24 protein-coding genes, 12 tRNA genes, 2 rRNA genes and 1 riboswitch are annotated in these 24,086 nt (G+C 47.1%); of the genes, 34 read left to right on the top strand and 4 right to left on the bottom strand.

From position 1 onward, the window contains the following. The 25 genes from J2736_RS15825 to J2736_RS15705 all read left to right on the top strand — a co-directional run. A 23S ribosomal RNA gene (locus tag J2736_RS15825) occupies positions 1-141 on the top strand; the annotation flags it as partial. A 71-nt stretch (positions 142-212) separates the two neighbouring features. Further along, a 5S ribosomal RNA gene (rrf, locus tag J2736_RS15820) occupies positions 213-329 on the top strand. Positions 330-369: 40 nt separating this feature from the next. Continuing rightward, a tRNA-Asn gene (locus tag J2736_RS15815) sits at positions 370-445 on the top strand. Between the two features lie 29 nt (positions 446-474). Continuing rightward, positions 475-566, top strand: a tRNA-Ser gene (locus J2736_RS15810). Between the two features lie 34 nt (positions 567-600). Then, positions 601-675: transfer RNA gene (locus tag J2736_RS15805), tRNA-Glu, on the top strand. 19 nt (positions 676-694) lie between these two features. After that, positions 695-770, top strand: a tRNA-Val gene (locus J2736_RS15800). 22 nt (positions 771-792) lie between these two features. Continuing rightward, positions 793-869: transfer RNA gene (locus J2736_RS15795), tRNA-Met, on the top strand. Positions 870-901: 32 nt separating this feature from the next. Next, positions 902-978 (top strand) — tRNA-Asp (locus tag J2736_RS15790). A 19-nt stretch (positions 979-997) separates the two neighbouring features. Beyond that, positions 998-1,073 (top strand) — tRNA-Lys (locus J2736_RS15785). A 19-nt stretch (positions 1,074-1,092) separates the two neighbouring features. Continuing rightward, positions 1,093-1,172, top strand: a tRNA-Leu gene (locus J2736_RS15780). A 151-nt stretch (positions 1,173-1,323) separates the two neighbouring features. Continuing rightward, on the top strand, positions 1,324-1,575 hold the full coding sequence (locus J2736_RS15775; protein WP_173114693.1) for a DUF1450 domain-containing protein: 252 nt from the start codon (positions 1,324-1,326) through the stop codon (positions 1,573-1,575). Positions 1,576-1,688: 113 nt separating this feature from the next. Then, a complete protein-coding gene (locus J2736_RS15770) occupies positions 1,689-2,198 on the top strand; it encodes a ferritin (RefSeq protein WP_056620645.1) in 510 nt (169 codons plus the stop codon). Positions 2,199-2,331: 133 nt separating this feature from the next. Beyond that, positions 2,332-2,958 (top strand): GyrI-like domain-containing protein, encoded by a 627-nt coding sequence (locus tag J2736_RS15765; protein WP_310499551.1) that lies wholly within the window; start codon positions 2,332-2,334, stop codon positions 2,956-2,958. A 51-nt stretch (positions 2,959-3,009) separates the two neighbouring features. Next, positions 3,010-3,465, top strand: a complete 456-nt coding sequence (locus J2736_RS15760; protein ID WP_310499550.1) for an SH3 domain-containing protein — start codon at positions 3,010-3,012, stop codon at positions 3,463-3,465. After that, on the top strand, positions 3,435-4,190 hold the full coding sequence (locus J2736_RS15755) for an AIM24 family protein (RefSeq protein WP_310499549.1): 756 nt from the start codon (positions 3,435-3,437) through the stop codon (positions 4,188-4,190). Before J2736_RS15760 ends, J2736_RS15755 begins: the two co-directional genes overlap by 31 nt. Positions 4,191-4,292: 102 nt before the next feature. After that, positions 4,293-4,367, top strand: a tRNA-Gly gene (locus J2736_RS15750). A 6-nt stretch (positions 4,368-4,373) separates the two neighbouring features. After that, a tRNA-Arg gene (locus tag J2736_RS15745) sits at positions 4,374-4,450 on the top strand. Positions 4,451-4,470: 20 nt separating this feature from the next. Then, positions 4,471-4,547, top strand: a tRNA-Pro gene (locus J2736_RS15740). A gap of 18 nt (positions 4,548-4,565) precedes the next feature. After that, a tRNA-Gly gene (locus J2736_RS15735) sits at positions 4,566-4,636 on the top strand. Between the two features lie 165 nt (positions 4,637-4,801). Continuing rightward, positions 4,802-5,746: an acetylxylan esterase gene (locus J2736_RS15730; protein ID WP_310499548.1), complete on the top strand. Its 945-nt coding sequence runs from the start codon at positions 4,802-4,804 to the stop codon at positions 5,744-5,746. A 107-nt stretch (positions 5,747-5,853) separates the two neighbouring features. Then, positions 5,854-6,375 carry a GNAT family N-acetyltransferase gene (locus J2736_RS15725; RefSeq protein WP_310499547.1) on the top strand — a complete coding sequence of 174 codons (522 nt, stop codon included), beginning with the start codon at positions 5,854-5,856 and terminating at the stop codon, positions 6,373-6,375. A 123-nt stretch (positions 6,376-6,498) separates the two neighbouring features. Next, a riboswitch (cyclic di-AMP (ydaO/yuaA leader) is annotated at positions 6,499-6,666 on the top strand. Between the two features lie 3 nt (positions 6,667-6,669). Next, entirely contained in the window at positions 6,670-7,563 is an 894-nt protein-coding gene (locus tag J2736_RS15720) for a C40 family peptidase (protein WP_310499546.1), read from the top strand. A 185-nt stretch (positions 7,564-7,748) separates the two neighbouring features. After that, a complete protein-coding gene (locus J2736_RS15715) occupies positions 7,749-8,408 on the top strand; it encodes a hypothetical protein (protein WP_310499545.1) in 660 nt (219 codons plus the stop codon). A 178-nt stretch (positions 8,409-8,586) separates the two neighbouring features. Beyond that, complete coding sequence (gene yyaC, locus J2736_RS15710; protein ID WP_310499544.1) at positions 8,587-9,120, top strand: spore protease YyaC; 534 nt, start codon at positions 8,587-8,589, stop codon at positions 9,118-9,120. Positions 9,121-9,189: 69 nt separating this feature from the next. After that, the gene (locus tag J2736_RS15705) at positions 9,190-11,100 is read left to right on the top strand and encodes an ABC transporter ATP-binding protein (RefSeq protein WP_310499543.1); all 1,911 of its coding nucleotides are present in this window, start codon (positions 9,190-9,192) and stop codon (positions 11,098-11,100) included. A 180-nt stretch (positions 11,101-11,280) separates the two neighbouring features. On the opposite strand, the gene J2736_RS15700 is transcribed toward J2736_RS15705, so the two are convergent. Next, positions 11,281-11,946 (bottom strand): hypothetical protein, encoded by a 666-nt coding sequence (locus tag J2736_RS15700; RefSeq protein WP_310499542.1) that lies wholly within the window; start codon positions 11,944-11,946, stop codon positions 11,281-11,283. A gap of 66 nt (positions 11,947-12,012) precedes the next feature. Here J2736_RS15700 and J2736_RS15695 point away from each other — a divergent pair, with 66 nt between their 5' ends. The 4 genes from J2736_RS15695 (at position 12,013) to J2736_RS15680 (ending at position 14,000) form a co-directional block, all read left to right on the top strand. After that, a complete protein-coding gene (locus tag J2736_RS15695; RefSeq protein ID WP_310499541.1) occupies positions 12,013-12,309 on the top strand; it encodes a hypothetical protein in 297 nt (98 codons plus the stop codon). Further along, the gene (locus tag J2736_RS15690) at positions 12,303-12,938 is read left to right on the top strand and encodes an HAD-IA family hydrolase (RefSeq protein WP_310499540.1); all 636 of its coding nucleotides are present in this window, start codon (positions 12,303-12,305) and stop codon (positions 12,936-12,938) included. The genes J2736_RS15695 and J2736_RS15690 overlap by 7 nt, the downstream gene beginning before the upstream one ends. 154 nt (positions 12,939-13,092) lie before the next feature. Beyond that, complete coding sequence (gene lspA / locus J2736_RS15685) at positions 13,093-13,569, top strand: signal peptidase II (protein ID WP_310499539.1); 477 nt, start codon at positions 13,093-13,095, stop codon at positions 13,567-13,569. A gap of 95 nt (positions 13,570-13,664) precedes the next feature. Continuing rightward, complete coding sequence (locus J2736_RS15680; protein WP_310499538.1) at positions 13,665-14,000, top strand: hypothetical protein; 336 nt, start codon at positions 13,665-13,667, stop codon at positions 13,998-14,000. A 62-nt stretch (positions 14,001-14,062) separates the two neighbouring features. On the opposite strand, the gene J2736_RS15675 is transcribed toward J2736_RS15680, so the two are convergent. Then, positions 14,063-16,213 carry a DNA topoisomerase III gene (locus tag J2736_RS15675; RefSeq protein ID WP_310499537.1) on the bottom strand — a complete coding sequence of 717 codons (2,151 nt, stop codon included), beginning with the start codon at positions 16,211-16,213 and terminating at the stop codon, positions 14,063-14,065. A 175-nt stretch (positions 16,214-16,388) separates the two neighbouring features. On the opposite strand from J2736_RS15675, the gene J2736_RS15670 reads away from it, so the two are divergent. The 4 genes from J2736_RS15670 (at position 16,389) to J2736_RS15655 (ending at position 20,831) form a co-directional block, all read left to right on the top strand. Further along, positions 16,389-18,011: a sensor domain-containing diguanylate cyclase gene (locus tag J2736_RS15670; RefSeq protein ID WP_310499536.1), complete on the top strand. Its 1,623-nt coding sequence runs from the start codon at positions 16,389-16,391 to the stop codon at positions 18,009-18,011. A 21-nt stretch (positions 18,012-18,032) separates the two neighbouring features. Continuing rightward, the gene (locus tag J2736_RS15665) at positions 18,033-18,716 is read left to right on the top strand and encodes an NAD(P)H-binding protein (protein ID WP_310499535.1); all 684 of its coding nucleotides are present in this window, start codon (positions 18,033-18,035) and stop codon (positions 18,714-18,716) included. A 131-nt stretch (positions 18,717-18,847) separates the two neighbouring features. Continuing rightward, entirely contained in the window at positions 18,848-19,141 is a 294-nt protein-coding gene (locus tag J2736_RS15660) for a Dabb family protein (RefSeq protein WP_310499534.1), read from the top strand. 124 nt (positions 19,142-19,265) lie between these two features. Then, entirely contained in the window at positions 19,266-20,831 is a 1,566-nt protein-coding gene (locus J2736_RS15655; RefSeq protein WP_310499568.1) for a choice-of-anchor I domain-containing protein, read from the top strand. Positions 20,832-20,897: 66 nt separating this feature from the next. Here J2736_RS15655 and J2736_RS15650 read toward each other — a convergent pair whose 3' ends face one another. Then, positions 20,898-21,764, bottom strand: coding sequence for an AraC family transcriptional regulator (locus J2736_RS15650; protein ID WP_310499533.1), 867 nt, complete (start codon positions 21,762-21,764; stop codon positions 20,898-20,900). Between the two features lie 145 nt (positions 21,765-21,909). Here J2736_RS15650 and melA point away from each other — a divergent pair, with 145 nt between their 5' ends. After that, complete coding sequence (melA, locus tag J2736_RS15645; RefSeq protein WP_310499532.1) at positions 21,910-23,208, top strand: alpha-glucosidase/alpha-galactosidase; 1,299 nt, start codon at positions 21,910-21,912, stop codon at positions 23,206-23,208. Positions 23,209-23,758: 550 nt separating this feature from the next. Here the strand turns inward: melA and J2736_RS15640 are convergent. Beyond that, on the bottom strand, positions 23,759-24,076 hold the full coding sequence (locus J2736_RS15640; RefSeq protein ID WP_310499531.1) for a dehydrogenase: 318 nt from the start codon (positions 24,074-24,076) through the stop codon (positions 23,759-23,761). Between the last annotated feature and the right edge of the window lie 10 nt (positions 24,077-24,086).

The following is a 24,086-nucleotide window of genomic DNA, read 5'->3' as shown; positions in this document are numbered from 1 at the left end:
GCATCTAAGCGCGAAGCCCCCCTCAAGATGAGATTTCCCAGTATGTAAGACCCCTTGTAGACGACGAGGTTGATAGGTTCGAGGTGGAAGTGCGGCAACGTATGCAGCTGACGAATACTAATCGGTCGAGGGCTTAACCAATTCCTAAGTAATCTAACTTTACGTTGAAGTTTCGTATCTAGTTTTCAAGGCGCAAACAAACGCTTTGACTGTTTGGTGATGATGGCGGAAGGGATCCACGCGTTCCCATCTCGAACACGACCGTTAAGCCTTCCAGCGTCGATGGTACTTGAACCGCAGGGTTCTGGGAGAGTAGAACGTTGCCAAACGACATAGGGATCTTTTGACTTGTCAAAAGTCTCTCTGCATTCCCTGATAGCTCAGTTGGTAGAGCACTCGACTGTTAATCGAGTTGTCACAGGTTCGAGTCCTGTTCGGGGAGCCATTTATTTTTCAAAAACCAGGCCTTTTTATGGAGAGGTGTCCGAGCTGGCCGAAGGAGCACGATTGGAAATCGTGTAGGCGTCACAAGCGTCTCGAGGGTTCGAATCCCTCTCTCTCCGCCATAAGAGCTTTCATTGTAGAAGTGCCTGTTTACGAGGCCCGTTGGTCAAGTGGTTAAGACACCTCCCTTTCACGGAGGTAACAGGGGTTCGAGTCCCCTACGGGTCACCATTTATTCTTAACATCCCATGGAGGCTTAGCTCAGCTGGGAGAGCATCTGCCTTACAAGCAGAGGGTCGGCGGTTCGATCCCGTCAGCCTCCACCATATTATGATTTAATAGTAACGTCGCGGGGTGGAGCAGCCCGGTAGCTCGTCGGGCTCATAACCCGAAGGCCGCAGGTTCAAATCCTGCCCCCGCAACCAACCTCTAACTAAAGAGGAGAATTTTATAGTGTGGAGCTGTGGTGTAGTGGCCTAACATGCCTGCCTGTCACGCAGGAGATCGCGGGTTCGAATCCCGTCAGCTCCGCCATTTTTTTATTACAAGACATGAGTCATTAGCTCAGTTGGTAGAGCACCTGACTTTTAATCAGGGTGTCGTAGGTTCGAATCCTACATGACTCACCATTTGCCTTATTTACAGCATGCGCGTATGGCGGAATTGGCAGACGCACTAGACTTAGGATCTAGCGGGCGACCGTGGGGGTTCAAGTCCCTCTACGCGCATCCAAACAAAAAGAGCTTTCTTTTATCCTTTAACGAGGATCGAAGAAAGCTCTTTTTTCGTACAAACTCGTCTAATTTTTGGTTGACATTGATTATTATTATCACTAATATCAATAGTAGTGATAGACGCGAAATGGCGGGAGGAGATCATTTGAAAACGATTAAGTACTGCTGTCGAAATGAGAAATTTGGATCCAAACAAATATATAAATCCATAAAGAATGAATTTCCCGATTTGAAGCAGAAGAAGAAAGACTGCCTTGGCAATTGTAGACATTGCAAGAAAGAGTGTATTGCGATGATCGGGAAGAAGAAACTGCTTTGCGCGGAATCACCAGACCATTTGTATGCTCAATTAAAAGAAATCATCTCGGCATCTAAAGCCAAAAGTGTGACGGCTTGAACATAGATCTATTAAAATTATTACTTCCGTTTGTATTTCTATGCACAATTCTGGTAATCTTGTATGTATGGGGAATACGCAAGAGATAACCATACAGAAAGGTGTGTGCACAGATGTTAAACGATACACTAACAGAAGCGCTAAACGAACAGATGAATTATGAGTTTTACTCCGCGCATGTCTACTTGGCTATTGCTGGTTATTGCGCTGCGGAAAGCTTGGATGGGTTTTCGAACTTTTTTAAAGTACAAGCAGAAGAAGAGAAATTTCATGCAATGAAAATTTTCAAATTTATTAATGACCGTGGGAAAAAGGTCAGCTTTGCTGGCATGAATACACCGGTGAATCAGTACGAATCGATTTTGGATGCATTTGAGCATGCGTATCTGCATGAGCAAGAAGTAACGAAACGCATCTATCATCTGTCCGACTTAGCGTTGAACGATCGAGAGCATGCGACGATGCAGTTCTTGAAGTGGTTCATTGATGAGCAGGTAGAGGAAGAAGCGATGTTTGACAGCATTATTAATAAATTGAAACGCATCGATAAAGATAGCAATGCCTTCTATATGTTGGATGCCGAATTTGCACAACGCTCGTTTACCCCACCAGCTGCGGAATAATTACATATCCTTTTCAAGAGACAAAAACTTACTTGTTTCGCATATTGCTGCGAGAGGTAAGTTTTTTCTGTTTGTTGACATAGGGTGTCAGGGTTTATTAAGTATACTAAAAGTAAAAGAGAGGAAGTTCATCATGGATAAATTAGATTTAGCCAAAACCTATAAAACTTACTATACGGCTCCGACCAAGCCTCAAATTGTTGAATTTGAACCTATTTCTTACGTCACGATCGTAGGGAAAGGGGATCCTAATGATTCGACCTTTGCTAACGCAACAGAAGCGCTGTATACCGTCGCTTATGGTGTTAAGGGCTATTGTAAGAAGGCTGAGCAAGATTTTACTGTACCGAAGTTAGAAGGGCAGTGGTGGGTGGATGGCGATCCTAGAACAGCGTTAGAGGTGCCGAGAGAGGAGTGGCATTGGAAACTGCTGATTCGGATGCCTGTGTTTGTAACGGCGGAGCTCGTAGAAGAAGCACGCAATGGTGCATTATTGAAGAAGAAGGAGCTTAAGGTTATTGCGGATGTAAGGCATGAAACTATACATGAGGGACTCTGTGTCCAGATGCTGCACGTGGGACCGTATGCGACAGAACCAGAAACACTGGCACAGATGGAGCATTTCATTTCACAAGAGCAGCTCAGCTACCGTGGGCTCCATCATGAGATTTACTTATCAGATCCGAGGAAGATTGATCCAGCCAAAATGAAAACGATATTGCGGTACCCCGTTCAAGCAATAGAAGTGGTGAAGGGGTGATTTTTGCTGTAAAATAAAAGATAATGTCGGGAATGGTGGGAGTGAGTACGGATGCACATACGTAAAATGGCTGCAATGGGACAAGCGGTGGTTGTCCTCGTGATTTTGTTAAGTTTGCTGTATCCGGCACCTGCCGCCCACGCTTCTTGGTTAGATCGGATCAAAGATATATATCAATTACCAAGCAATGTAGAGCAGATTCAGAAGGATTACGACGCTACGAAGCAGCAATTAGAAGAACAGAAGGACAAGCTATCGGAGGCCGTCAGACAGTCTCAAGAAATTGAACAACGACTTTTGAGCCAGAATGAGGCGCTTAAAAAGGACAACGAGCAATTGCAGGAACGCTTGAAGGCTATGGAACAAGTTGCCTTAGACAAAGATAAGCGTAATCGTAAAATTACCTACATGATCATTACGGCAGCGGCATTAGTAGTAGGCTATTTCTTGCTTGGACGTGTGTTTCGTTTCTTCGTATGGCAGAGAAGGAAGCGTGGGATGCGCTAGCAGGAGCGGCAAGGGGGTTGTATGGTTTGGAGATTATCTATGAAAATGCAAGCTCACAAGCCAGAATGGCTACGCTGCAGCTTCTAAAGGGAGAGGCTGTGCATGTTCTGCACCCGAACCAAATTGTTGCCTTTCAGGGAAGGCCAGAGCAGCGTGAGGATGCACTGATGAAGCTTCCCAGCATGTATAGGAAGAAGCGGTTGATCCAATCACGCATACTCGGTCCTGGGCGTGTGCTCATGGGCTTGCCAGAAGCGTATAGTTTGGCTGTCGTCCCTTTGGAAGCAGATGACGATCTATTGTTTGAATTTCGTCATGTGCTGTTCTATACGGAAGGTGTGACGTTTACAACGCATTTACAGAGTATGAAGAACACGTTGATTACGCAAGATTTGGTTAAAATGCAGTTTCACGGCCCTGGTAATCTAGGTTTGCTAACAGCTGGCCCTATCCATCACATGGCCCTAGATCCTGTGGAGCCCTTGTATGTTGATGTCCATTGCCTTGTTGCCTACCCGCGGCAGGCTAAGCTGCGCCTCTGTGTATACGGCAACACGCTGGCGAGCCAACATATGAATTATCACTGGGAGATAACGGGGCAGGGTCACGTACTCATGCAGCCTTGTAAGCCTGATCCCAAATTAGATGAGCATATGAAATCGGATAGTTTGCTGCGTCGCATAGCGCGGGAAGTACTGCCCTTTGGCGGCGTTTTCATAAAATAATAAAAAATTATGAAAAATAGTTGCATTTGTTTTGAATACCTGATATATTATTCCTTGTCGCCTCAGAGAAACACTTGTTGAGCGAAAGAGAAATAATACCGTGCGGAAGTGGCTCAGCGGTAGAGCATCGCCTTGCCAAGGCGAGGGTCGCGGGTTCGATCCCCGTCTTCCGCTCCAATATTTGCGCCCTTAGCTCAGCTGGATAGAGTATTTGACTACGAATCAAAAGGTCGGGAGTTCGAATCTCTCAGGGCGCGCCATTTATACTTTATTCACACTTCGGGACGTAGCTCAGCTTGGTAGAGCACCTGCTTTGGGAGCAGGGGGTCGCATGTTCAAATCGTGTCGTCCCGACCAATTCGTTATTTTTAATATGCGGGCGTAGTTTAATGGTAGAACTTCAGCCTTCCAAGCTGATCGCGCGGGTTCGATTCCCGCCGCCCGCTTACGAGCAAGAGAAAAGGCCACCTTCGGGTGGTTTTTTTTTGTTTATATTTGGGTTCGCAGGAGTTTGCATAGTAGCGAAGGATGAACTAATCATCAAATTTTCGATAGTCATACTCGTATATCTAGGTTAAAATGGGAAAAACATGCAAAGGGGACTTACCGAAATGAACGCAATTGAAAATCGTATTCAAGGGCTGCATAACTATCATTCGGAGTTAACAGCACCCACTGATCTGGCTGCATTCTGGGAGCGCGCATACGCGGAAGCTACACAAGGAGCATCATATACGAGAGAGTCGGTGCCTTCAAATTTTGTACAAGCAGAAGTGAATAAGATCGTTTTGAGGGGTGCTGCGGAAACGCCGATTCATGCTTGGTTGTTACTGCCTGCAGAGAGCAAGTCTAAGAAAGTGCCTTGTATTGTTACATTCCCGGGCTATACAGGTTCCAAGGGAAGACCAGAGGATCATGCAGCTTGGCTGCTTATGGGGTATGCGGTACTTGCGGTTGATGTACGCGGGCAAGGCGGCGAGAGTGGTAACCTGCTGCCGCAGGAGACCGGCATGACGAAGGGATGGATTACACAGGGGATTCTCGATGCGGAGACGAGCTATTATCGAGCGGTTACAATCGATTCCTTGCGTGCTGTACAATGTGCGTTAGAGCAGCCTGAGATCGACAGTGAGCGAGTATTTGTAAGCGGCGGAAGCCAAGGCGGAGGGATTGCCTTACTCGTTACTGCACTTGAGAAGCGTATTCGGGCAACCATTGCCCATGTACCAAATCATTGTCACATGGATCTAGGCTTGTTGAATTCGGTTAGTTCACTCAGCGAAGCGGCTGATCTGGTTACCCGGTTTCCAGAATATCTGCCTAAAGTACTGAAAACGATTTCTTACTTCGATATCATGAACCTAGGTGATCGTATTGGGCAGCCTGTTCACATTTCGGTAGGATTGAAGGATACGTGTTGCTTACCAGAAGCGATATTCGCTGCCTATAACCGAATTGAATCCCCAAATAAATCGATTAAAGTGTATCCCTTCATGGGGCATGCGACACCTCCTGGTTCCCATGCAGCGGCACATGCCTTTTTCTCAAAGTGGTAAGGACTAAAACAAGTGTCGAGTAAAGATGACAATCCCCTGCCTTGTTGGAAAGTAAGAAGCTGCACAGTTGGATAACCTAAAGCTAACTTGAAGGGAGGTGGGGACGGATGGTCAATGAGGAGTCGTTTGAAGAGGTATTCGAGCTGATGCAAGTCGCTTTTCCAGAAACGGAAATAAGAACGTATGAGGGTCAGCGGGCGCTTTTACCTCATCCTAGTTACAGGATCGATGCCGAGAGAGATGACCAGGGGCAATTGCTCGGTTTTTTGGCCAGTTGGAACTGGAGCACGTTTCGATTTGTAGAACATATTGCTGTCAATGTTGCCATAAGAGGTGGCGGGATTGGCAAGCGAATGCTGATGAAGTACATGAGCAGTGCAAGCACGCCTATTGTACTTGAAGTCGAGCCTCCAACTACCTTAGATGCGACGCGGAGAATCGAATTCTATAAGCGCTGTGGTTTTCATTTGAACCGATTTCCCTATGCACAACCTCCGCTGCGAGAAGGGCAAGCGATGCTTCCTCTCCATATCATGAGTTATCCGAATCCTTTGACTGAAAGTGAGTTTAATCCCTGTAAGGAGGTTCTGTTTACAGAGGTATACAGGCAGCCAGTGGGCTTGGTCTGAGGTCATTTTGAAGACAGTTACTCTGAAAAGAGTAGCTGTTTTTTTGCGATTTTCACCCGAAAAGGAAATAATTACCGCCATGTAAAAGTTGTCAAGCCAAAACAAACTGTGCTAGTCTAACATAGACAAAAAATGCCGAATCTCGGAGCATCGAAAGCTCCGGTACGGGGGAATTCTTTATTTGGGGTGAATGAATGCTCAGTTAGTCTAGTTTTAGGCTAATGGGGCTTACTAGGGAAAACCTCTTCCCGAACCCGTCAACTAACCTCGGAGGCTTCAAGGAGGCACAACGTTTTGAAACTTTTTACCAAAAGCTTTATTTGTTCATGCGCTATTGTAGGCGCAGCCATTTCACTGTTCGCCGCGCCATCCGCGCATGCGGCAACGGATTCTTCTTCGGTGAAGGTTCAAGTCAACGATGACTTGGTGCAGTTCCCAGAGGTACAGCCTTTTATTGATAAGGCCGGTACACTCCAAGTGCCACTTCGCGTGTTGTCGGAGAAGTTAGGTTATCAAGTGGGTTGGGCGAAGCAAGGCGATGAAGTTGTCGTCACACTTATGAACAAAGAGCAATCCATTCAACTTACTACTGACGAAGAGAAAGCGATCGTGAACAGTAAGTTAGTTGAACTAGAGAGCAGTCCTACGTTGCTAGAGGGAAGTACCTATGTTCCGCTGCGTTTCATCACAGAGACGTTTGGCTCTGAGATTGCGTGGAATGATGCGAATAAAATCGCTATCGTCGAACAAGACGGTAAAACTCACAAGCCCGCATGGATTGCACCCCCACCCGCAGCCCTAGCAGCTCCAGTCGCCAAGATTGTTCAGCCATCCGTTTCAGCTCAAATTATTCAAGCTGCAACGACTTTTAAGGGGACGCCTTATCGATGGGGAGGAACGACACCTAAGGGCTTCGATTGCTCTGGATTCGTTCGTTATGTATACGAGGCCAAAGGTATTGAACTGCCACGCACCTCCGTGCAAATGTACGATCAAGCAGGGACAAGAGTGACGGATTTGAAAGCGGGAGACCTTGTTTTCTTTGCTTCAGGTATCGTCAATCATGTGGGCATTTACATCGGCAATAATCAATTCATCTCCTCAACAACATCTGTTGGTGTGACGGTTGATAGTCTCGCTAGCTCCTATTGGGGCTCAAGATATGTAGGTGCAAAACGCGTACTATAAGACAGTTACTCCATATCGTATATGCAGGGTGAATAAGAGCGTATGTTCGCTGTGTCTTTCGCAAATGAAAGCATAGCGGCGGATGCTCTTTTTTTTGCGCGAAAATATGCGATTTTTATCGAAATTTTGAGGATTATAGCCTATAATGAGAAAATGGTTGGAAGAAAGTAGGTGACGCGTACGACATGCAAGTTAGTGTCTGGAAAAGCTGGTTTCATAAAATTAAAATGTCGGGTCGAACAGATCGCATGTACAACGTGGAAACAGGTCCTGCCATTCCGGACGACATTCGGGTCGTGATTAAGCAATTTTTTCATACGTATAACCATTTCAAAGGGGCAAGGCAATTCCAAACGGATACTTTTATTAAAGAAGTATTCTATGCAACGAAACAAGATCCGAAGGATCACCGCTCGATAGATGAGATGGAAAATTATATCCAGAGCAAGAACGTCAACCGTTTACGACTGAAATCGTATGTCATTGATGAATATCTGCGAATTGGTGAAAAGGTATGTATGATTGGTGTGACGCGGGAGTTTAGCAATGCGCATCGCAATCGTGTGCTTTATTTTATCGTACAGGAAGAAGGCACTTGGCGGTTTCATCATATCGTGAGATCACATCATGGGAAAATTATCGAGAAGTTTCAGGTGAAGGAACAGGTTGGATTTGTAGTTGGGGATGATAAGGTAGCGTTGCTCTTTCTAACACATGCAGATTCAGCAGATGCTTCCTCGTTTATGTTGGGGGATTATGTACATACGGAAGGCTATTTGGAAGTGGAACAAGAGGTAAGCGGTCAGCTCTATTATCGGATTGTTCGGATGAATCGCGTTCATTAAGAAGGTATAAGTCAGGATACAAGCGGCATGAATAGGCTTTGCTCTGTCGAGTAACGCTTATTTGGTGTGCGTGCAGATGGCGGTAGGTAAGTGGACAGGGCGCATCTCCTTATGAAACAATAGAACTATCATTTATCAGGTTAAAATGAAGTGCAACATGTTTGGAAGGGAGGCAAAGATGGAGAAAGAACCGTTGGAGCTGCAAGCGCAGTTTTGGAAAAAGGTAAATGGTGAACAGTTAGGTCAGCTTTTACAACAGATCGCATTGCGCACGGAGTTGAATCCTAGTGAGTTGGCTTTTGTGTGTATCGGGACCGATCGTTCAACTGGCGATTCACTAGGTCCACTCGTTGGAAGCAAGCTTGCAGAGCTAGGCTATCCGCATGTCATTGGTACGTTAGCGGCACCGTGTGATGCCAGTAACTTGGCGATTCGCCTGCAGGAAGTTCCACCGAATGTCGTGGTGATTGCGATAGATGCATGTTTGGGACAAAAATTAAGTGTAGGTTTATACCAGTTGTCGAACCAGCCGTTGGCACCCGGGAAATCAGTCGGTAAAGTGTTGCCGCCTATTGGTGACTATACGATTGCGGCGATCGTCAATGTGGATGGACCAAGGCAGTACAATGTGCTGCAAACGACTTCGTTATATCATGTCTTGCGAATGGCAGATGAAGTTGTTCGTGCAATCACCTATGCAATTCCTTTGTAGCTGAGGGGCAGCAAAGAGGAGAAAGATCGGAGTGATATGTGAGTGATAGGATCAGGAGGGCCAGGGGGAATGGGGCGGCTGTCCGACCGGAATCGTCCCAAGGCCAAGTTGAAGGATGTATCGATACGAAGGATTTTGTTATTGTTCAAAAGCTATTGGGGACAAATTATGGTGATTATTGGCTTGGCGCTGCTTGCGGCAGTGATTGGGCTTATTCCACCACTCGTTATGAAAGAAATTATTGATACGGCGATCCCGCAGGGGCGTGTCAAACTGCTATCGGTTATGGCGCTGCTGATGATTCTGCTGCCTGTGCTGAGCGGCGTGCTCGGCGTTTGGCAAAACCATCTGAATACCAAAGTAACCCAAGGGGTTATTCGGGATTTAGGACAGTCCTTGTTTGTTAATTTGCAGCGACAGTCGATGGCGTTCTTCACGGACGCGCGCTCAGGCGAAATTGTGCAGCGAATCACTGGCGATGTGCAGTCGGTACAGAGTGTGGTGACATCCATTGTGGTCTCCTCCATCACGCAGATTGTTATCGTCTTCACGACGATAGGCATTTTATTTGCGCTAGATTGGAAGCTTGCGATTATCTCGGTATTGATATTGCCGCTTTTTGTGCTGCCTGTTAAAAAGGTCTCCCAGGTAAGGAAGGTCTTGCGGCTCGAAACACAAAAAGTGCGTTCGGAAATCACCTCGCAGTTAAATGAGAACTTCGGCATTTCGGGTGCGTTGTTGACGCGGATTTTTGGCAGAGAGAAGCAGCAAGAGCAGGAATTTACGAAGATGAATCAAAAGGTGATGGATCTCGAGCTGCGTCTCAATCTAGTCGGTCGTTGGTTCGGGATGGCAACGAATACCCTTGGGCCTTTAGGAACGGCCATCATCTATATCTATGGCGGCTACTCCGTTATCAACGGGGATATGACGTTAGGTTCAATCGTCGCGTTTACGGCGTATTTGGGAAGATTGTACATGCCTGTAGGCACACTCCTGAATCTGCAAGTTGAAGTCGCTACGGCGCTAGGGGTATTCCAGCGGATTTTTGAGTATCAGGACATGGTGCCTGATGTCATGGATGCCGAGGGAGCACGCCAGTTAGGAACGGTTGCAGGGCGCGTGAGTTATAAGCAGGTGTCTTTTGCTTATAAGTTGGAGAAGACGGGGAGAGCGGAGGAGCTAGGAGTAGGGCAGAGAGGAAGAGCGGAAGAGCTAGGAGTAGGGCAGAGAGGAAAAGCGAAAGAGCCTAGAGAGAAGGTGGTGCAGTATGCGCTGCGCGACGTCACCTTCGAAGCGCAGCCAGGTGAGATGGTCGCGCTCGTGGGACCAAGCGGCGCGGGGAAGTCGACGCTGATCGGGATGATCGCGCGGCTGTACGACCCGACAGCCGGTGTTGTCGAGGTCGACGGCGTCAACGTCCGCGACGTGGGGTTAGCGTCGCTGCGCGCGCAGATCGCGTATGTGACGCAGGAGTCTTTTCTGTTCCACGCGACGATTGGCGACAACTTGCGCTTTGCGCGGGAGGACGCTACGCGTGAGGAGATGGAGGCCGCTTGTCGGCAGGCCTACATCCACGATTTCATCGTGTCGCTCCCCGAAGGGTACGACACGATGGTCGGAGAGCGCGGCCACCGGCTCTCCGGTGGCGAGCGTCAGCGGATCGCGATTGCTCGCGCGATCCTGAAGCGCCCGCGTATCCTCATCCTCGATGAGGCGACGTCGCACTTGGACTCGGAATCCGAGTCCTATGTGCAGGCCGCGCTCGAGGAGCTGATGCAAGGGCGCACGACGCTCGTGATCGCGCACCGGCTCTCCACGGTGCTGGCCGCCGATCACATTCTGGTGATCGAAGCGGGCAGTGTCGTGGAGCGGGGCACGCATAGCGAGCTGCTCGCACTGGAAGGGCTGTACGCACGGCTGTACAGCACGCAGTTCGCCAAAGCGGCCGAGGAGGCAGCGAAAGGCGGCTTAGCGTAGCCGCGAAAAGCAAGGAATAAGGCTCGAAAGGGGCCTTATTCCAGAGCAAAGCCGCGCACGGCATGGCAAATAGCGCCCCAAAAGGGCGCTAAAACCGAGCATCGCCCGCCGAACGGGCGGAAACGCAAAAAAAGGGATATTCTCCCAGGTCAATGGACCGGAGGGAATATCCCTTTTTCATTACTCCACCCGAACGTTCACCTGTGGAGCGGGGGCTCCTGTGGGTTCCGCCAACGCTGCGGGATCCAGTTTGGTTTCTTCGCGCAGTAAGTAGCCGAAAAACAAAACGTAGTAGGATACGATGATGAAGAAAACACCAGCGGTGACAGGATCCTTTGAAAACTGAGAGAGCTCAGCAGGTGTAAAAGTAGTCGTTGGACCTGTCGACAGGGCAACAGCTGCGTAGCGGTATGCGATGCGGCCTAGGAAGAGAACGAGTACGGTGACTTCAACCCAGAGATGTGTACGATAATACCAGCCATCGCTCCTATGCTCGAAGCGGGTATGGCGGATTGCTGTACGTCCAAGCAACGTACCGCCAGCAAGTCCGATCAGATAGCCGATGAAATGGATGGGGTGCACGAAGCCCAAGAGGAAAATGATGACCCCGAGGAGGCTGAATAAGGACAGACGAAAGATGAGTCTGCCACGGGAAAGCTTTTGAAAGCCAATGGTACGCTTCGTCCTTCGATAAATAAAAAAGCCAAAGATGAGAAAAGGAATCACATAATGCAAAGAATCCTGCAGGTGAAGCACCTCCAAACCTGTCGTTGTATATGTCCATATTGTAGCAAATTTGGACGGCCCATCGTGAGAAATGTTATTCCGTTTACAAAATATTGTCATACACTTAATAGTAGTTCGATAAACTTACTATTACACACTCAAAGTGCAGCAAGGAGTTGACGGTAAATGGCAATGATCACTCATGTTAATGTATGTAACACAGTTAATGAAATTTACTGTTGTCTTCGTAATAAAGTCGTGAAGCTGGACGTGCAGCAAAAGGAGCAATATTGCAAAGGGTGTAAAATGTTCGCAGGTGGTGCAGCGGGCTACGACAACGGGGTTTCTTGTATATGGGAAGATTTGCGAACCATAAGTAATCCGCATGTGGTCTTAGATCCCGCCCAAGAGTTTAAACATAATCAAATTCGCCAAGTGCCGCCCGAGGGTCCGGCCTTATTTGTATATACACCCAGATGGTAAAACATATCCTATTTGATTTTGATGGGACACTTGTCGATTCGAGGGCGCTTTTAGTTAAGCTTTACAATGAAATGGCCATCCAACATCGTTTTCGCCCTATCCGCGAACAGGACTTAGGCCCTTTACGCTCGATGTCGATTTCTGAACGCGTAGATCGCTTAGGGGTGCCTGTGCTTCAAATTCCTAAGCTGATGGTGGCAGGGCGACAACTGTATCACGAAAATATTCGATCCCTGCAGATTGTGCCTGGTATGAAAGAGGTCGTTGCGAAGCTTTCCGCGCAAGGCGTTAAGAGCTCGATTCTTTCTTCCAATTCAGAAGCAAATATTCGGCTATTTTTAAGAAAGAATAAGCTGGAGGGTGCATTTAAGGAGATCATTTCAGCGAAGCATATTTTCGGCAAGCATCACTCTATTCGCAAAGTAATGAAGCAGTGGGGAACCACGCCTACGCGCATGATTTATGTTGGCGATGAAATACGAGATATTGAATCCTGTAAAAAGTTAGGTGTGCCCATCGTAGCTGTGACATGGGGATACGATTCTCCGCAGCTGCTGCACAGCGGAAATCCAGACTATATGGCAAACACGCCTGGGGAGCTATACCGCACGTTAATGAGTCTAACTTGAGGGACAACAGGGTAGATAGGCAGGGGGCCGCCACAGGATGACTGGGGGGGCTTTTTATGTTGACCTTAAGGGGGAAAGCGTAGAATTAACAGTTATCCGTATTTTTCAAGTAAAATAAGAGAGCAAGGTGAAGGAAGGGAACAGGAGGTTTAACATGTTATTTTATTCAATTATTCTAGTGACTACAGCTATAGATCAATTGTCTAAGTATTGGATACGCTCCGTGATGACGGTGGGTGAATCTATGCCATTTTATAAAGATATCATCTCATTTACGTATTATCAAAATAGCGGGGCAGCAGGCAGTTCACTGCAGGGATGGGCTCCTATACTCGGCGTTCTGGCCATTCTCATTGTCGCAGGAATTTGGTGGTATCGTAAAAAAGGGGGCTTTCCAGGCCCGTTAAAACAAAGCGCTGCTGCATTTCTTGTTGGTGGAGCGATTGGTAACGGAATTGAACGTCTGCTATTCGGGAAAGTCACTGACTTTATCGTTTTTCACTCCGGAGGTGGCATTATGAATCTAGCTGATCTTGCCATTAATTTGGGTGTTGTGCTGTATATGGTAGATATGCTGTGGGCACAGAGGGGCAAATGGAAGGGAAATCGAAAAAATCCGCAAATTTCATAGGTATTTATACCCTTTCATGTGAGGGTTGATATGGAACTTAAGAACTATTTGTGGTATCCTTCAAGAAGAAGTAAGTTATTTGGAGGGATGGTCACATGAAACCGGATCGACAACTACTTGTTGATGAGTTTTTTGCGATGATTCGAAGGTTGAACCGCACGGGTGCCGATATTATGCATGTGAGAGAATTTTTCTGGCGATCGTCTGAAATTCGCGGACTCATTCCGCCAACTGTTGAGTTTATGACGGTTCTCAAAGCATACAATGCGGTGCTTTTTCACGAGTTTCGCAAATCATTAGTGCCCCATACAAGCATGCATATCTTAGCCAATGTACATATGGAAGCAGGCGATGCGCTGGTTAGCTTGGGGATCACAACGTTAGAAGATCTTGAATTAGCGGTTAAAGGCAGGATTTTAACCAAAAATTAACATAGTTACAAACATGCCGATGCAAAAGCCCAAGCGAATTCGCTTGGGCTTTATGCTTGGCATTAGTCGTCTTTCTTCTGCTGAAGGGCTGCAAGCAGCTTGTCTGCGAGTGAGTTCCCAACGCCGGCAGAATCGGAGAATTGTTCGATCAGCTGGCGGTTGGCCTTGGCTGTAGCCTTGCGACCGCCGCCTCCCTTCGCATCGCCATCGATTTTCTCAACGACATTGCAGGGACGGCATTGAAAATATTTGCCTGCTTTCCCTGTGTGGATTTCCATCTTCTTATGGCACTGCGGGCATCGGTGGTTCGTTAATTGTCCGTCAGCTTCACGTTTATAGGAGCATTCCCGACTGGAACAAACGAGATAACGTCCTCTTTTACCTTTGACTTCCTGAAGGAACTCGCCACAGTCGGGGCACTTACTGCCGGTCAAATTATGCGGTTTATACGCTGCGGAGCTGTGTTTGACTTCGTCAACAAGTTCGGCTGCTTTTTTGCGAATACCGCTGAGAAAAGCTTCCATGCTGCCTTTCCCTTTGGAGATGCGTTCAAGTTCTTGTTCCCAGCGTGCCGTAAGCTCGGGTGAACGCAGCTCTTCAGAAGCCAGCTCGATGAGCTGTGTGCCCTTACCGGTAGGAATGAGCAAGGAACCTTGGCGCTCAATCGTGTCGGAGGACACGAGCTTCTCGATGATATCTGCGCGAGTCGCAGGTGTGCCGAGACCGAATTTCTCCATTTGCGATAGCAGAGATGCTTCATTATGGCGAGAAGGAGGCTTCGTTTGGCGGCTAACTTGGCGGACGTTGCGAGCGGTAACGGTGTCTTTCTCAGAAGCCTCTGGCAACAATTGTCCAGAATCTTCTTCAGCATCATTGTCTTCGCGATCAGGATCGCTGAAATCCGTGGCACCATAGACCTCTTTCCAGCCCGCTTGTTTCACGACTTTGCCTGAAGCGTAGAGCTTCTCGCCAGCGATTTCGATGGTTAATTTCGTTTCATCGAAGCGGCAAGGACCGCTGAATAAAGCTAAGAAGCGGCGAAGAATCAGATCATAGAGTCGACGTTCATCTGCACTTAATGTTGCAAGTGAGATGGCTTCACCTGTTGGTATAATGGCATGGTGATCGCTGACTTTGGAATCGTCGACAATCCGTTTCGTGATGGTTAGCGGCTTCCGGATAAAAGGTGCAGCCAGCGCCGCATAAGGGCCAATAGCAGCACCTTTCAAACGGCCGAGCAAGGTCGGTACCATGTCCGAGGTCAAATAGCGCGAATCCGTTCGCGGGTAAGTGACCAACTTGTATTGCTCGTAAAGCCGTTGTAGAACATTGGACGTCTGTTTAGCGGAGAAGCCAAATTTGCGGTTCGCGTCGCGCTGCAGCTCCGTTAAATCATAAGCCAGCGGATGCGGAATCTGCTTCTCGGTTTTATTAACCTGCACGATACGGCCGTTCTGGCCTTGCAGTTTGGCTTTCAAGCTATCGGCGCGCTCGCGGTCCCAGATGCGCGAGTCGCCGGTCTTCGGATCCCGCCACTGGGCGCGGAAGGATCCGAGTTCGGCTTCGATCAACCAGTAGTCGACGGACCGGAAATCGCGGATTTCCGCCTCACGGTTGATCATCATGGCCAGCGTGGGCGTCTGCACGCGTCCAGCGGATAACGACGCGCCGAACTTGCTGGTCAGCGCGCGGGTTACGTTGAGGCCGATCAGCCAATCGGCCTCGGAACGGCAGACGGCTGCTTGATACAGCCGGTTGTAGTCAGTGCCAGGCTTCAGCTGCGCGAAGCCTTCGCGGATGGCCTGATCCGTCTGCGACGAGATCCAAAGCCGTTTGAACGGCTTCTTCCAGCGGATCAGCTCCATAATCCAGCGCGCGACAAGTTCGCCTTCGCGCCCCGCATCGGTTGCGATGACCAGCTCCGACAGGTCACCTCGACGGCTGAGATGCTCGATGGCACGAAACTGCTGCGACGTTTCTTTCATGACTTTGAGCTTCATTTTGCCTGGAATAATGGGCAGATCTTCAAGGTTCCAGGTCTTGTACTTGGGATCGTAATCATCAGGCTCAGCGAGCGTAACGAGATGACCGAGTGCCCAGGTGACAACATATTTAGAGCCCTCGAAATGATGTTTCTGCTTCTGATTACAGCCCAGCACGCGAGCAATTTCTTTGGCTACACTTGGTTTTTCGGTCAGTACAAGAATTTTCATAGGGTGAATTACCTCTTTTCTTCATACAAAATAGCATAAGCGATAGAGAAGTACTTTTCAAACGAGAGTACTTTCTAAGTATTCATACAATTACAATGGGAATTAGTGAAATTTGTCTGTTTTTGTCCTCATATAAGGTATAATGCAGATATATAGAATAGAGGGGGAAACCTCAATGGGGCATTTGTTTTCTCTTTTTACCAATCATACCATTAAAATAAGACTGCAACTCTGGATCAGCGGTATCATTTTGGTGCTGGCGTTCTCGATTATTATTCCTTTTTATTTTATAGAGAAGGGCAATCGGATCGAGGAGGCTGGGGTTCAACTGAAGCAAGTGATTGATGTGCAGGGTTTATATATTGAAAGTTGGAATCAGGAAAAGCTGGATACCATTAAACGCTTCGCACTTTCAGATAACGCCAAGTTCCATCGCATCGGTGATTTGAAACGGGAATTTCAAGATTACGCGAAGGTAAAATCTGAATTTTATTCGATTACCTATGTGGAGCCTGACGGTTATATACGTACAAATTCAACACAGACCTATGTAGGTGATCGTGAATATTACGCGCGCGGCAAGGAAAAGAAGAGCTTTGTTTCAGGTGTTGTCATGTCCAAAGAAAATGATACACCTATGATTACATATTCATCTCCTGTGCTAGGCGATCATGGTGAATTCAAAGGCATTGTGCTTGGTGTTGTTACGCTCGAAATGCTGAATACATTGATGTCACGGCTCAGCTTCGGGGATACGGGGGAAGTCTATGTGCTTGATGGATACGGCAATATGGTAACGGCGTCCAAGCGTATGGAGAATTACCTCCATCCCCAAGGAGTCACACCGGAAATTTATCAACTAGCGTTGGTGAATCGTAAGGCGGATCGTGCTTATATTGGCTTCCGAGGTGAGAGTGTCTACGGTCAATATCGTTGGTCGCAAGAGAAGAACTGGCTAGTTGTTGGGGAAATTACGAAGAAGGAAATCTTCCAGAAGCTCAATGAATTAAGCGTGACGATTATTGTGATCTCGTTGATTGCTCTATTGCTGAGCGTAGCAGCTGCCGTGCTGATTGCCTCCAAAATAGAAAGGCCGATTCGCTACTTGCTGCGTGCAACGAAGGTCATTCAGAAGGGCAATTATGATTACCAGATCAATGCAGATAAAATAAAACATGCACCTGTAGAGCTGCGTCAATTAGTGGTGACATTTAACCTCATGTCTGATCGTTTGAAATCATATATTTCGTTATTGGAGCATTCGGCATGGATGGATCAATTGACAGAGGTTCACAATCGACGGTATATGATGCTTGAAGGAAACAAGCAGCTGCAGTCGTGCATTTACTCAGGACAGACTTGTTCCGTCTTGATGATGGATATTGATCATTTTAAGAAAATTAATGATACGTATGGTCATTTGGTTGGCGATGGCGTTCTGCATCATGTTGCAAGTGTTTTGAAAAGGTATGCCGGAGAGGATGCGATTGTAGCCAGGTATGGCGGTGAAGAATTTATTCTTTTGTTACTGCGAAAGGATGCGCAAGAGAGTGCAGCTGTAGCTGAGGAGGTACGTGAGGTTTTAAAAGAGGAGCCATACAGAAAAGAGTCGCTAACCGTGAAAATAACGGCCAGCATTGGAGTCGCAGAATACTCACCGACCTTGGAATACGGAACGATGGTGCTCGAAGATATGGTTTCCAGGGCAGACCATGCGTTATATCGTGCAAAGGCAAGCGGAAGAAATCGTGTTGTAGTGGATAACAAAAGGTTGTATGAGGAAGATGACCATGTATAAATATGACGTTGGAGGCGCGCTATGAAAGGGAGAACGGCGATTGTTGCAGGAGGAACGGGCTTAGTCGGCAAGGAACTGATCAAACAGCTACTGAACGATCCGGACTATGAGAAGGTTATTGCCTTAGTGCGTAAGAAGATGGATCTGGAGCAAACAGGTGGACAAAGTAAACTAGAGCAGCGAGTGATTGATTTCGCTAAACTGAGTGAGAATCTGAAGTCATCCGAGTTTGCGCATGCTCATGTCTTTTGTACCTTAGGAACGACGATTAAAAAGGCAGGCTCAAAACAGCAATTCCGCAGAGTCGATCGCGACTATCCCCTCATGTTGGCTGAAGTGGCAAGCAAGGGACAAGCAGATAGCTTCGCCATTGTGACAGCGATGGGGGCCGATCGAAGCTCTTCCTTTTTCTACAACCAGGTGAAAGGGGAAGTGGAAGATAAGCTGCGGGGAATGCGGCTTCGTGCACTTCACATGCTTCGTCCTTCACTTATTCTTGGCAACCGAGGGGAGTTCCGACTAGGCGAGAAGATTGGGAGCATCCTGTCGATAGCGGTAACGCCACTGATGACGGGACGCCTTCGTAAGTATCGCCCCATTCATGCGCATACGATTGCGACGGGATTAATTCGAGCTGCGAAGTCAGGGAAAACGGGTGCTCAGGTGCTCAATTCCGATCGGATTGCAGCCATAGCTGGTAAGTGATCCGCTAGTGAGGCCGAGTACCGCACTCAACTTGAATCGAGGGTGGTACTCGGCCTCTATTTTTGATAAGATTAATGTCGTTCATTATTGATGTTCGAAATGATTATAGACATAGAAAGAAGGTTCACACCATGATTGATCATATTGTCCTTGTAAAATTTGGCGAAACAACAACGCAGGAGCAGCTGCAAGAGGTTGTTGATCGTTTTAAAGCACTGCGTCCACATCTAACAGGTATCGTTGATATTCAAGCAGGTCTTAATTTTTCTGAGAAAAATCAAGGTTTTCAAGTCGTACTATCCGTTCGCTTTGAAGATCAAGCAGCCTTGGCGGCATACGGGCCAAACCCTGAGCATCAAGCTGTAGCAGCGTATATCCGTGAAGTTGGGCGTGTAGACAGCCTGATTGTGGATATTGAGATTTAAGTGTAAACCGGTTCTATTTGATTGGTATTTACGAAATATTTACATATTCATAGCTTGAAATTAACACTACTCCTCTATGCTGGAAGAGCATATTCCAATAAGAGGGGTGTTTGTGTTGAAAAAAATGATGAAAACTGTAGTTGGCGGGGCAATGGCGGGATTGCTTGTCGTGGCAGGATTAACGCCTGCTTACGCGATGGCAGCAGAAACAACAACGGATCTTCCGTTACGCAAGACGATTGAAGGAATGGAAGGCAAAGTGACATGGAATGACAAAGACCGTTCTATTCAAATTCAAGTTGGCGGTGTACAAGCAGTCGTAAAACTGGATTCCACTGAAGCTACTTTTCAAGGGAAATCCGTTCAATTGGATAAAAAGCCGTACCTAATCGATGGTTCTGCGCAACTAAGTAAAGATGCATTCAAGACGATTCAGAATGAAGTTATCAAACTTCAAAACAAAACCGGTTTGGAATTGCTCACAACGTATCAAATGCCGAATAAAAAGGCTGAAATCTCAACGTCTACGCCAGATGGTAAAACGTTAATCGTTACCCAAGCAGATCTCGGCAGCATCGCACTGGTATCGATTGAGAACCTAGCAGCTGTGTCGGTTAAGAAAGAGATTAGTTTCACGGATCTTTCCAAAGAAGCTGAAGTGACGAGTGTCGTGAGTACACCTGATGGCAAGTACGTACTTGTAGGTGTTCGCGCTGGCGACAATGTAAATACAGCGAATAAAGGTTACTTAGCTGTTGTGGATATTGAGAAACAAGCGACAGTTAAGACTTATGAAATTGGCGTAGGGCCAGATTCCGTTACAATTTCTAGCGATGGTAAATACGCTGTGGTGTGTAATGAGGATGAAGAGATCGATCCTGCTACAGGTGAAATTGATATGAAGAGTGTCAAGCGTCCTGGTTCGATATCGATTATTGAGTTCCCGAATGGAGATGTCTTGAAAGGTGTGCATACGGAGCTGAAGATTGATTTAACGCAAGTTGGTGGAGGTGTGACTTACCCGAATGATCCACAACCGGAGTATGTAGCGAGTAGCCCGGATAACTCGAAAGCAGCAATTACACTGCAAGAGAATAATGCCATCGCTATCGTTGATTTAGCTTCCAAAAAAATCATCAATATGTTCGGTTTAGGAGTAACGAAGCATAAAGCTGATTTGAAGAGCAATGGTGAGGTATCGATTACGGAAGATATGACGGCACGCCCTGAACCGGACGGGATTGTATGGTCTTTGGATGGGAAGTATGTGATTACAGCCAACGAAGGCGATTTAGGCAAGGATGAGTTTAAAGACGGCGTTAAAGCGGGCGGACGCAATATTATGGTGTGGGATTTACAAGGTAAAGCCATCTATGACAGCATGGAGCTCATTGATAAAATGACAGCTCAAGTTGGTGTGTATCCCGATAGCAGAAGTGCTAATAAAGGCAGTGAAGTGGAGAACTTAACCATTGGAGTTATCAACGGTAAGCCGATGCTAGCAGTAGCTTCTGAGCGTGCTAGCGCCATCTTATTTTTTGACATCACAGATGCAACAAAACCAAATTACTTGGGCCTATTGCCATCAGGCGGCGAGTCACCAGAGGGTATCCTTAAAGTAAGCGGGAAGAACTTATTCGTAAGTTCGGATGAAGTTTCTGGAACGCTTAGCTTTTATGGCGTGAAGTAATAAACAATGCACGAGAGCCTATGCCAAGATGTTGGTATAGGCTCTTCGACATGTCATGAGGAAATGTCACTCTGACTGGTTGTTTCTGAGTTCCTTGCGATAGACCGAAGGCGCAGAACCACTCCATTTGTGAAACTGCTTGGAGAAGTAGAGCGCATCGTTAAAGCCGACGGACGAGGCAATCTGATCGATCGTCATGGCCGTTCGTAACAGCTGTTTAGCCCTTTCCATGCGGATGTTGAATAAATACTGCATAGGGGACAAGCCCGTGGATTGTTTGAACATTTTGCATAGATAGGTCCGATGATAACCAAGGTTGCGAGCGAGATGCTCGATAGAGACGGCTTGCGTGTATTGCAGTTCTAAGTAGCGGATGGCCTGGCCAATTTGGCGCTTAATATCGGTTTCTGCCGTATGTTTAACGGAAATATGGTGTGTATTCACGCGGCCAAGTTCATGTAGAAGCAAGCGCAGCCAGCCCTCGGCTTCCAACTCCTCCAACTGGGGGAAATCGCTTTGGCGAAAAGAGGAGCGAATATGACGATAGTAGTGCCTAATGGTTCGCGGTGTGCTGCCAGATATGACAGCTTGCTCGGGTGACATGCCAATTTGTGCAAGTGTCGTGCTTGCGGCACGGCCGGTAAAAGCAACCCACGTATAGTGCCATGGCGTATTGGCATCTGCGGTGTAAGTGAACAGCTCGCCTGGATAGATGATGAAGGTATCCCCGGCCTGGCAGTCATAGGTTCGTCCACACATTTCAAAAGTACCCTTTCCCGCATGTACGGTATGAATCAAAAAATAATCATGAACAGCGGGTCCCGTTTTGTGGAGCGGGAAAGGCTTGCCTTCACCGCTAAAAAGCACGGACAGTTCAAGGTTACTATGAAGGGGGTTAATATTTACTGAGAAATAAGTGTGCTCTGGAATCATAGAAGCCTCGCTATGTTTTTATCTTGAGCGTACCCTATTAAACTACAAATGTCCATATTGGAGTTGTTTCAATCCATATTTTTCAAACCGAGCATGCGCTATAGTAAAGATATGAAATAGATGAACTATTGGAGGAGAATCTCACATGTCCAAAATTACTTTTTTAGGTGCAGGAAGCACGGTTTTTGCGAAAAATGTACTCGGTGATTGTTTGCTTACACCCGCATTACAAGGCTTTGAAATCGCTCTCTTTGATATTGATCATGAACGGTTGCAAGACTCAGCAAATATGTTGAATAACATCAAGAAAACAAGTGGAAGCACATCCATTATTAAATCGTATACAGACCGCAAAGAAGCGCTTAACGGTGCTAAATATGTGGTGAATGCGATCCAAGTAGGTGGTTATGATCCATGTACAATTACGGATTTTGAAATTCCGAAGAAGTATGGTTTGCGCCAAACGATTGCCGATACGGTTGGTATTGGTGGTATCTTCCGCAACTTGAGAACGATTCCAGTTATGCTGGATTTTGCAGCGGATATTCGCGAGGTGTGTCCGGATGCGTTGTTCCTTAACTACACGAACCCAATGGCTGTGTTGACGAATGTGATGAACACGTATGGCGGTGTGCGTACAGTAGGTCTATGTCACAGTGTGCAAACTTGCGTGCCGGAGTTGTTCAAGCATTTGGAAATTGATCAAACAGGTGTGAAAGCGAAAATCGCGGGTATTAACCACATGGCTTGGTTGCTCGAGGTATCCAAGGATGGCGTTGATTTGTATCCGGAGATTAAGAAACGTGCCGCCGAGAAGCAAAAAGAGAAGCACAAGGATATGGTTCGCTATGAAATGATGCTGAAATTCGGTCACTACATTACAGAGTCCTCTGAGCATAATGCAGAGTACCATCCGTACTTCATCAAACGGAGCTACCCGGAGTTGGTGGATCGTTTCAATATTCCGCTGGATGAGTATCCGCGTCGTTGTATTGACCAAATTAGTCGCTGGAAGCAAATGCGCGAGGATCTTGTGAACGATGCGAATCTGACGCATGTGCGTTCACATGAGTATGCTTCGTATATTTTCGAGGCGATTGAGACGGATGTTCCGTTCAAAATCGGTGGTAACGTGATGAATACCGGCTTAATTACGAACTTACCGCGCGAAGCGTGTGTAGAAGTACCGTGCTTGGTAGATCGCAACGGCGTTACACCTACCTATGTAGGTGATCTGCCTCCGCAGCTAGCGGCGTTGAACCGTACGAACATCAACACGCAGTTGTTGACGATTGAAGCTGCGATTACACATAAACGTGAGCATATTTATCATGCTGCGATGCTAGATCCGCACACAGCTGCTGAGCTGTCGATGGATGATATCGTCGCGATGTGTGACGAGATGATTGAGGCGCATGGCAAGTGGCTGCCTGAGTATATGTAATGGTTGAGGTCGCGGGGGCGGTTGTGCCCCGCGGCTTTTTTTTGCGAAGCGAGAGGGGAGGAGGAAGCAACAAACCGCCAAACCGCCAAACCGCCAAACCGCCAAACCGCCAAACCGCCAAACCGCCAAAACTTTCTCACCGTCAAAAAAGGCACAACCTCTCAATTCAAAACACCCAAAACTGCAAATATGCAGCTTTTATGGAGTTTTTTCGTCAAATATTGGGAAAAACTGCGAATATACATCTTTTTAGTGTCATTTGAGGATTGAGAAGGAAAAAAAAGGTGAATTGATGTATTTTTGCATCAAATCACTGAATTAGAGTGAAGAGGAGCTGAAAAAACTGCATTATCGCATCTTTTTAAAGAATTTGCAGGGGCCAGGAAGAGTAGAAAGAGTGGAAGAGCAGTAGCAGTAGCACTAGCAGTAGCAGTAGCAGGGAAAGTAAGAAGAGCAACAAGAGCAGCAAGAGCAGAAATATCTAGGAGTAGAAAGTGGAAGGAAAAAAGGCAGCAAAAAGGCCCGTAATCACTCCGGGCCTTCCGTGATATTAACCGCCGAATGCGTCGCGGAATGCCTCCGTTAAGCTTTCCAGCTCGACGTTCCATATAGGGGCGATCTCCGGTCCTACGTGTTCGGCGAACCAGTCGGCTAGTAAGCGACGGTTGCTGCCATTATCGACGATGAAGGGGAGATTCAGTATCACTTTTTTCACATAAATGGTCTCAGCGGACTTGATTTGCTCGGGGGTTAGCCAAATTTTGAGCCGCTTAATGGTTCGATATAATTCCTTGTTGCATGCTCTCCGAATAGCACGAGCGTTGGGGTATTGCTGTTTGTGACGTTCACTTTGATTCTGATACACCATAAAGGGATCG

Source organism: Paenibacillus qinlingensis, from assembly GCF_031455095.1.
Classification (GTDB): Bacteria; Bacillota; Bacilli; order Paenibacillales; family NBRC-103111; genus Paenibacillus_E; species Paenibacillus_E qinlingensis_A.
Note: the sequence above shows the minus strand (reverse complement) of the source record. Positions and strands in the feature narration are given on the sequence as shown.